This window comes from Blastococcus sp. CT_GayMR20 (assembly GCF_004570345.1).
This window is the reverse complement of the sequence record NZ_SPQM01000176.1, coordinates 1-8,323: the sequence shown is the minus strand read 5'-3', so window position 1 is coordinate 8,323 and position 8,323 is coordinate 1. Positions and strand designations below refer to the sequence as shown.

The following is an 8,323-nucleotide window of genomic DNA, read 5'->3' as shown; positions in this document are numbered from 1 at the left end:
GGGCCGCAGGAGCACCCACTCGGGAGGAGCAGCGATGACGGAACCGAACGTCGTGCGCGAGGCGCGGACCATCCGCCGGGCGGTCGTCACCGGCGGAGCCGGGTTCCTCGGGTCGCACCTGTGCGAGCACCTCCTCGAGCGCGGCGTCGACGTCGTGTGCCTCGACAACTTCCTCACCGGGTCCCCCGGCAACGTCGCGCACCTGATGGAGCACCCGGGCTTCCGGCTCGTGCGCTGCGACGTCACCGACTACGTGCACGTCCCCGGCCCGGTCGACCTGGTCCTGCACTTCGCGTCGCCGGCGAGCCCGCTGGACTACCTGCGGATGCCGATCGAGACGCTCAAGGTGGGCAGCCTCGGCACGCTGCACACGCTCGGGCTGGCCCTGGAGAAGGACGCCCGGTACGTCCTCGCCTCGACGTCGGAGGTGTACGGCGACCCGCTGCAGCACCCGCAGACCGAGGAGTACTGGGGCAACGTCAACCCGGTCGGGCCCCGGGGGGTCTACGACGAGGCCAAACGGTTCAGCGAGGCGCTCACCACGGCGTACCGGACGTCGAAAGGCGTCGACACCGGCATCGTGCGGATCTTCAACACCTACGGCCCGCGGATGCGCCCCGACGACGGGCGGGCGATCCCGGCGTTCATCGGCCAGGCGCTGTCCGGCCGGCCCCTGACCGTGGCCGGCGACGGCTCCCAGACCCGGTCGATCTGCTACGTCGACGACACCGTCGGCGGCATCCTCGCGATGGCGTTCTCCGCGCACGCGGGGCCGGTCAACATCGGCAACCCCGACGAGCTGTCCATGCTCCGGCTGGCGCAGTGGATCGCGGAGCTGACCGGGTCGGAGTCGGAGATCTCCTTCGTCGACCTGCCTGTGGACGACCCGAAGGTGCGCCGTCCGGACACGACCCGCGCGCACGCGCTGCTCGACTGGCGGCCGACCGTGCCGGCCGAGGAGGGCCTGCGGCGGACGCTCGAGTGGTTCGCCGCCCAGCGGGAGAGGGTGGCCGCCCGGACCGGCTGACTACAGGGCGGCACGGCATGGACACGCAGCCCATCTACGCTGTCCGTGCGGGCCCGGGGGGAGCCGCACCACCCCCGAGTCGAGCACCAGAGAGCGAGCATGGGCCGCCACGCCGATCCCACCTCCCCCAGCCGTCGTCCCGCCCCGGTCGTCTTCCTCGCCGCTGCCGTCGCCGCCGTCCTGGTCGCCGGGGGTCTCGTCTGGTGGCTGGTCGGCTCGGGCGACGACTGCGACGCACCGCAGACCGTCGCGGTCACCGTCGCGCCCGAGCTGGCCGACGTCGCCGACGAGCTGATCGGGCAGCGGATCGTCACCGAGGACGGCGTCTGCGTCGCCCCCGACGTCTTCGCGCAGGAGCCGCTGCAGACCGTCGGCGATCTCGGCGCGCTCGACCCGGACGCCCTGCCCGAGGTGTGGGTGCCCGACTCGATGATCTGGACCGCGCGCGCCACCGCGGCCGAGCTGGAGGTCGACGGCTCGATGGGGTCCTCGCCGGTGGTCCTCGCGACCAGCCGGGCGGCCGTCGACGCGCTCGGCTGGTCCGGCGCGGCACCCGGCTGGGGTGAGGCCCTCGCCAGCGACCAGGGCCTCGCCGTGCCCGACCTCGCCACGAGTGCCGAGGGGGTCGCCGCACTGGGCGCCGTCCGGACCGCTCTGGGCGGCGGCGAGCAGGCCGACAACGCGGTGGTGCAGGCGGTGCTGGCCGCCGAGCGCGGACCGGCGGTCTCCGCCGGGGACGCCCTGGCCGCGGGCGGTGCCGGCGGCGCCGACGCACCGCTGGTGCCGGTCAGCGAGCAGGAGGTCTACGCGATCAACTCCGACGCCGGGGACTCCTCGCTCGTCGCGGTCTATCCGGCCGAGGGTTCTCCGTCGCTGGACTACCCGGTGCTGCGGGTCGGTACGGCGTCCGACGACGAGGACCACGCCGCAGCGGTGGACGCGGTGGTGCGGGCGCTGACCTCGGACACCGCGCGGACGACCGCCCTCGAGGCCGGTTTCCGGGACGGCGACGGCAGCGCTCCCCCGGACGCCGGCGAGGCCACCGGCATCCAGGCCGAGGCACCGACGGCGCTCGCGCTCGACCCTGCCGCCGTGCAGGCCCTGCTCCAGCGGCTGTCGAGCCTCGCGGCGCCGTCGCGGATCCTGGCCGTGTTCGACGTCTCCAAGTCGATGGAGGCGCCGGTCAACGACGGCACCCGCGCCACCCTGGCCCGGGACGCGGCGAAGGCGACCCTGACGCTGGTGCCCGGCGGGTTCGCGGTCGGGCTGTGGGTCTTCGCCTACCAGCTCGAGGGCGGCCAGGACTGGGCCGAGCTCGTGCCGACCCGCGAGCTGGACGCGGACGCCGACGGCCGCAGCCAGCGCGACGTCCTCGACGAGCAGCTCGACAGCATCCCCGACCGCCTGACCCCTGGCGGGACGGGCCTCTACGACACGACGCTGGCCGCGGTGCGGGCGGCGCGCGAGAACTTCGACCCCACCGCGGTGAACAGCGTCCTGGTCCTGACCGACGGGACGAACGAGGACGACGACGCGGGGCTGCGACTCGACGCCCTGTTGGCGGCTCTGCGCGGCGAGGCGAACCCCGAGCGACCGGTCAAGGTGATCGGTGTGGCACTCGGACCGGACGCCGACCTGGCGGCGCTCGAGCAGATCGCCGCCGCGACCGGTGGTGCGGCCTACTCGGCGGTGGACCCGGCCGACCTGCAGACGGTGCTGTTCGACGCCCTCCGCCAGCGCGGCTGACGCCGGAGGTCAGCCCTGCGCGAGCAGGGTGTCGAGGGCAGTGGTGACCTCGTCGGCGGTGATGCGGGCCAGTGCCGGGTCGAGCTCGGTACCCCAGGGGTCGCCCGTGCCGTCTCCGTGCCAGAGGACGACGTGTTGCGGCCGAGGCGGCGGGCCCCACAGCGCCGGCGACACCGGGCCGAACAGCACCACGGACGGGCGGCGGTAGGCGGTCGCCAGGTGCGCGACGCCGGTGTCCCCGCTGACGACCACCCGTGCCGCGGCCACCACGGCGGCGAGTTCCAGCGACGTCGTGCGCCCGGCGAGGACGGCGTCCTCCGCCAGTCCGGCGGCCTCGGCGACCGACCGGGCGAGCGGGACCTCAGCGGGACCGCCCGTGAGGCGCACGTCGTGCCCCGACGACGCCAGGTGCCGTGCCACGGCGGCGAACCGGTCCACGGGCCAACGCCGGCCGGGGAAGGCCGCTCCCGGGTGCACGACGGCCGCGCCGGGCACGGGCGGTGGCACCTGCGGGACGGCGAGGTCGAGCGCGTCCGGGTCGGCGGGCACGCCTAGGCCCTCGGAGACCAGCCGGCACCAGCGGTGCACCTCGTGCTCGTCGGCGTACCAGGCCGGCCCCGGGTAGCCGGGGCTGTCGAAGGTGAGCAGCCGCTCGGCCCCGAGCTCCGCGACGACCCCGTGCGAGGCGGGCCCCTTGCCGTGCAGGTCGACGGCGAGCTCGGGAGGCGGACCGGTCCAGTCCAACGCTTGCAGCTCGCGCGCGGGCAGCACCTCGTCGACGGCGTCGATCAGCCTGGCCAGCGGTTCCAGCGCGGCGGTGGTGGCCAGCACGAGCCGGTGCCGGGGCATCGCGGCCCGGATCGCCCGGACCGCCGGGACCCCCGTGAGCATGTCCCCGAGCCCCAGCGGCCGGAGGACGAGCGCCGTGGGCATCAGACCCGGGAGCGCTCGACCAGGGCCGTGGTCGAGTGCCCGTCCAGGTACGGCAGGACGACGGCCTGCCCGCCCCACCGCCGCAGCACGGCGGCCTCGGGGAGGTCGGCACCGGCGTAGTCGCCGCCCTTGGCCCACACGTCGGGGCGCAGCCGGTCCAGCACCTCGGCGGGGGTGTCCTCCTCGAAGACCACGACGGCATCGACGAACTCCAGCGCCTCGAGCACCCGGGCCCGGTCCGGCGCGGTCACCAGCGGACGGGACGGGCCCTTGAGCCGGCGCACCGACTCGTCGGAGTTGATGCAGACGACCAGGCAGTCGCCGAGACCGCGGGCGGCCCGCAACGTGGCGACGTGGCCCGGGTGGAGCAGGTCGAAGCAGCCGCCGGTCGCCACCACGGTCCCGCCGGCCGCGCGCACGCGGGCGATCACGCCCTCGGCCCCGGGCTCGGACACGACGTTCGGCTCGGCGCTGTCCCAGGCCGACGCCCCACCGCGCGCGACGAACGCCGACGCGGCCGCGACCGCCGCGGCCACGGCCTCGCCGGTCACCGCGCCGTCGGCCAGCGCGAGAGCCGCCGCGGCGGCGAACGAGTCGCCGGCGCCACAGGGATCCCCGCCGCTGACGGGCACGGCGGGCACGACCATCGGCGCCCCCTCTCCGTAGGAGAGCAGTGCGCCGCGCGCCCCGAGAGTCACCGCGACCGCGCCCACCCGCCAGCGCCGGATCAGCTCCTCGGCCCGGGCGCCCACGGCGGCCAGCCCGTGCCGGTCGGCGGGTACACCGGTCGCCACCCGGGCGGCCTCGGCGCCGTTCGGGGTCACCAGCCGGGCGTTGGGCACCGGGGGCGCACCCCGCGGATGGGGATCCCAGACGATCGGTCCCCGTGCGGCGGCGAGCGCGGCGCGCACGTCCGGTGCCGCCGTCGTCCCCCGGCCGTAGTCGGCCACGAGGACGGCGGCCGCGTCCCGGATCGCGGCGGCAGCGTCCGCGGGCAGGTCCCCGAGCACCGCGACCGGCGCGCCGCTGTCGAGGCGGACGACGGAGTGGTCGCCGACCCGCACCCGCTGCTTCACCGCCGTGCCGCCGGTGGCGGGGATCGGCAGCAGCCGCACGCGTCCGTCCAGCAGGGCGCGCAGCCGGGCGGCGCCGTCGTCGGAGTCCAGCGGCGCGACCAGCACCACCTCCCGGGTCGTGGCCGCGGCCGCGACGACGGCCGCGAGCGCCGCTCCGCCGGGGCGCTCCCGGCGGTCGACGTCCTCGACGACCGGCACCGGGGCGTCCGGGGTGAGCCGGGACGCCCTCCCGACGAGGTCGACGTCCAGCAGGGCGTCGCCGACGACGACGAGCGGTCCGTTCACCGGGTGGTCCAGCGCGGGGTCGGCACCCGGGCGGGCTCGGTGAGCACCGCCGCGTCGAAGGCCGCGCACACCAGGTGCAGTGCGACGAGGTGGCACTCCTGGACGGTCGCCGTCCAGGGCGAGTCGATGCACGCCGCTTCGTGCGCGGCGGCAGCCAGGGGATTCGGTTCCGGTCCGGTCAGCGCGAGCACGGTGATGCCGCAGTCGCGGGCCCGGCGGGCGGCGGCGACCGCGTTGGGGCTGCGGCCCGACGTCGACAGCAGCATCAGCACGTCGCCCTCGCGGCCGTGCGCCTCGACCTGGCGGGCGAACAGCTCGTCGGCCGGGTAGTCGTTCGCGATGGCGGTCAGCGACGAGGTCTCGGCGGTCAGGCAGATGGCGGAGAACGGCGGCCGGTCGGCGCGGTAGCGGCCGACCAGCTCGGCGGTCAGGTGCTGGGCCTGCGCGGCGCTGCCGCCGTTGCCCGCGGCGAGCAGCCGGCCGCGCTCCTCACCGCACAGGACGTCGGCCAGCAGCTGCCCCCAGCGGTCGAGGGTGGCCACCTGCGCGGTGAGCGACTGCAGCGCCGCGGTCAGGGAGGCGACGTGCTCGTGGCCGGTCAGGTGGGTGCAGGCGTCAGGCGCGGCGACGGTGTTCTCGAAGAAGGAGTGCGGCTTGGTGCTCATCGGGCGGCCTCCACGGGGATGCGGCGGGCGAGGACCTGCCGGTAGACGGTCTCGGTGTCGGCGACGACGCGGCTCCAGCGGTACCGGGCGCGGGCCCGGCGCACCCCGGCCGCACCGTAGGCCGCACGGCGTCCGTCGTCGGCGAGCAGCGCGGCGAGCACCGCGCCGAGCCGCTCCGGGTCGCGCGGCGGCACCAGGTCGCCGGTGATGCCGTCGGCGACGGTGTCGACCAGCCCGCCGACGGCGGTGGCCACGACCGGCCGGCCGCAGGCCATCGCCTCCAGCGGGGTGATCCCGAACGGCTCGTACCAGGGGACGGCGAGGACGACGTCGGCCGAGCGCACCCACGCCGGGACGTCGGCCCGGGGCACCGACCCGGCGAACACCAGCCGCTCGGCCACGCCCTCGGCCTCGGCGACGGCCCGCAGCCGGCGCACCTCCGGATCGGTGTCCACCTCGTCGGGCGGCGGACCGCCCACGACCACGAGCTCGGCCTCGGGGACCGCCCGCAGCGCGCGGACGGCGTCGTCCTGACCCTTGCGCTCGACCAGCCGGCCGAGGACGAGCAGCCGCTTGTGCGCGGTCCGCGACGCGACCGGACCGGACGGGGTGAACACGGCGGTGTCCACTCCGCACGGGACGACGGACACCCGCTCGGTGGGCAGCCCGAGCCGGCGCAGCTCGAACACCTCGTCGGAGCAGGTGGCGACCACGTGGCTGACCTCGCGGCACAGCCGGCGCTCGAGGTCGATGCGGTCGGCCGGCGAGGGGTCGGCGTCCCCCTGGTGCCGCCGCTTGACCGAGCCGAGGGCGTGGAAGGTCTGCAGCACCGGCAGCCCGAGGTCCGTCGCCGCGTCGAGGGACGCGAGACCGCTCATCCAGAAGTGCGCGTGCACGACGTCGGGCGGCGCGGCCGACCACTGCTCGCGGAGCGCGTCGGCGAAGGCCCGCATGTGCGGGAGCAGCTCGTCCTTGGGCACGGCGCGCGGTGGCCCGGCCGGCACGTGGACGACGTTGTAGCCGTCCTGCACGACCACGCGGTCGGGCAGCGACTCGTCGTCGCGGCGGGTGTGCACCGTGACCTCGTGGCCGCGGCGGGCCAGGCCGGCGGCGAGCGCCGCGACGTGCACGTTCTGGCCGCCGGCGTCGACGCCGCCGATCGCGGCGAGCGGGCTGGCGTGCTCGCTGACCAGGTCGATCCTCATCGGGTCACCTCGCTCAGCAGTCGATCCCAGTCGCGCAGGAACCGGTCGAGGCCGTAGCGCTCGAGGGCCGCGGCGCGGGCGGCCTTCCCCGCCAGCCGGGCGGCGTCCCCGTCGTCCAGGAAGTGCTCCACCGCCGCCCAGAGCCGGCGCGGGTCCGTCGACAGCACGCCGGCCTCGGCCGGCACCGCCTCCACCGCCTCGGTCGTCGCGAGCCCGACCACCGGCATGCCGAGGTGCATCGCCTCCAGGAGCGCGAGCCCGAGGGACGTCCACCGCACGGGGTGCACGTAGACCCGGCGGCGCGCGAGCTCCGCGTGCATCGCCGCCTGGGGCGGGTCGTCGTGCAGGGCGACCCGCTGGGGGTCCAGGCCGTACCGCGCGTGCAGGCCGGCAAGGCCCATGCCGAAGACGTCGACCGGGGCGACGGCCGCGAGGCCGGGCAGCAGGTCGCCGCCGGTGGTCCGCCCGCGGCGGACGGGCTCGTTGACGACGACGGCGGCCCGCTGCAGCTCGCCGGTGTACCGCTCCCCCGGATCGACGATGCCGTGCTCGATCACGGTCGTGGGTGCGCGGCCGTTGTCGTAGAAGAGCTGGTTGAAGTACGTGACGTGGGCGATCGGGATGTCGTCGCGGTCGGCCAGCGGGTGCCGGGTGTGCGGCACCGGCCCGTCGCCGGGTTCCAGCCCCGGGGCGTTGTGCTCCAGGAAGACCGCCGGCAGGTCGCGGCCGGGCTCGCGCCCCAGCCACTCCCGCACGAGCTCGAGGTCACGCATCCGCTGGAGGACGACGACGTCCGGCTGCTCCTCGCGCAGCTGTGCCGGCGTCACCTCGCGGGCGGCAGCGGGCCAGTCCCAGGTGCGCGCGCGGCCGAGTCCGTCGGCGTCGCGGCCCGGCGTCACCGGCAGCAGGTAGTCGTGATCGCCCTGCACGAACGCCGTCGTCCAGGAACCGTGCACGTGCCAGATGAGGACCTTCACCGGCTCACCAGCTTCTCGACGGCGGCGACCACGTCGTCCGCGGTCACCGAGGCCAGGCAGGGATGGCCGGGCACCGGGCACTCGCGGGCACGGCTGCCGCGGCAGGGTGCGTCCTGGTCTCCCAGGAGCACGGTGGGCACACCGTAGGGCGCCCAGCGCTCGGCCGGTACCACCGGAGCGAACAGCGAGACCACCGGCGTCCCCACGGCCGCGGCCAGGTGCGCCGGCCCGGTGTTGCCGACGACGACCGCGGCGGCGCGGTCGAGCAGCGCGGCCATCTCGGCGAGCGTCGTCGCCCCGCCCAGGTCGGTCCCGCGGGAGCCGGCGACCGCAGCGGTCAGCTCCCGCTCCCCCGGGCCGCCGGTGACCAGGACTCGGTGCCCGGCGCCGGCCAGCGCCTCGACCGCCT

Annotated in this window: 8 protein-coding genes; 2 read left to right on the top strand and 6 right to left on the bottom strand. The window is 76.3% G+C overall.

Annotated features, from left to right (window positions below; all coding sequences use genetic code 11):
• Positions 1 to 34: 34 nt before the first annotated feature.
• Both E4P40_RS24375 and E4P40_RS24370 read left to right on the top strand, forming a co-directional pair.
• Positions 35 to 1,027, top strand: coding sequence for a UDP-glucuronic acid decarboxylase family protein (locus E4P40_RS24375; RefSeq protein ID WP_135160951.1), 993 nt, complete (start codon positions 35 to 37; stop codon positions 1,025 to 1,027).
• Positions 1,028 to 1,126: 99 nt separating this feature from the next.
• On the top strand, positions 1,127 to 2,773 hold the full coding sequence (locus E4P40_RS24370; RefSeq protein WP_135160950.1) for a VWA domain-containing protein: 1,647 nt from the start codon (positions 1,127 to 1,129) through the stop codon (positions 2,771 to 2,773).
• A gap of 9 nt (positions 2,774 to 2,782) precedes the next feature.
• On the opposite strand, the gene E4P40_RS24365 is transcribed toward E4P40_RS24370, so the two are convergent.
• The 6 genes from E4P40_RS24365 to E4P40_RS24340 all read right to left on the bottom strand — a co-directional run.
• Entirely contained in the window at positions 2,783 to 3,706 is a 924-nt protein-coding gene (locus E4P40_RS24365) for a glycosyltransferase family 9 protein (RefSeq protein WP_135160949.1), read from the bottom strand.
• A complete protein-coding gene (rfaE2, locus tag E4P40_RS24360) occupies positions 3,706 to 5,067 on the bottom strand; it encodes a D-glycero-beta-D-manno-heptose 1-phosphate adenylyltransferase (RefSeq protein ID WP_135160948.1) in 1,362 nt (453 codons plus the stop codon). The genes E4P40_RS24365 and rfaE2 overlap by 1 nt, the downstream gene beginning before the upstream one ends.
• Positions 5,064 to 5,732: an SIS domain-containing protein gene (locus E4P40_RS24355; RefSeq protein ID WP_135160947.1), complete on the bottom strand. Its 669-nt coding sequence runs from the start codon at positions 5,730 to 5,732 to the stop codon at positions 5,064 to 5,066. Before E4P40_RS24355 ends, rfaE2 begins: the two co-directional genes overlap by 4 nt.
• Positions 5,729 to 6,937 (bottom strand): glycosyltransferase, encoded by a 1,209-nt coding sequence (locus E4P40_RS24350; protein WP_135160946.1) that lies wholly within the window; start codon positions 6,935 to 6,937, stop codon positions 5,729 to 5,731. Before E4P40_RS24350 ends, E4P40_RS24355 begins: the two co-directional genes overlap by 4 nt.
• Entirely contained in the window at positions 6,934 to 7,914 is a 981-nt protein-coding gene (locus E4P40_RS24345) for a glycosyltransferase (protein ID WP_135160945.1), read from the bottom strand. Before E4P40_RS24345 ends, E4P40_RS24350 begins: the two co-directional genes overlap by 4 nt.
• Positions 7,911 to 8,323, bottom strand: a 413-nt coding sequence (locus E4P40_RS24340; RefSeq protein ID WP_135160944.1) for a glycosyltransferase family 9 protein, incomplete at its 5' end; no start/stop codon positions are given. The genes E4P40_RS24345 and E4P40_RS24340, both read right to left, overlap by 4 nt.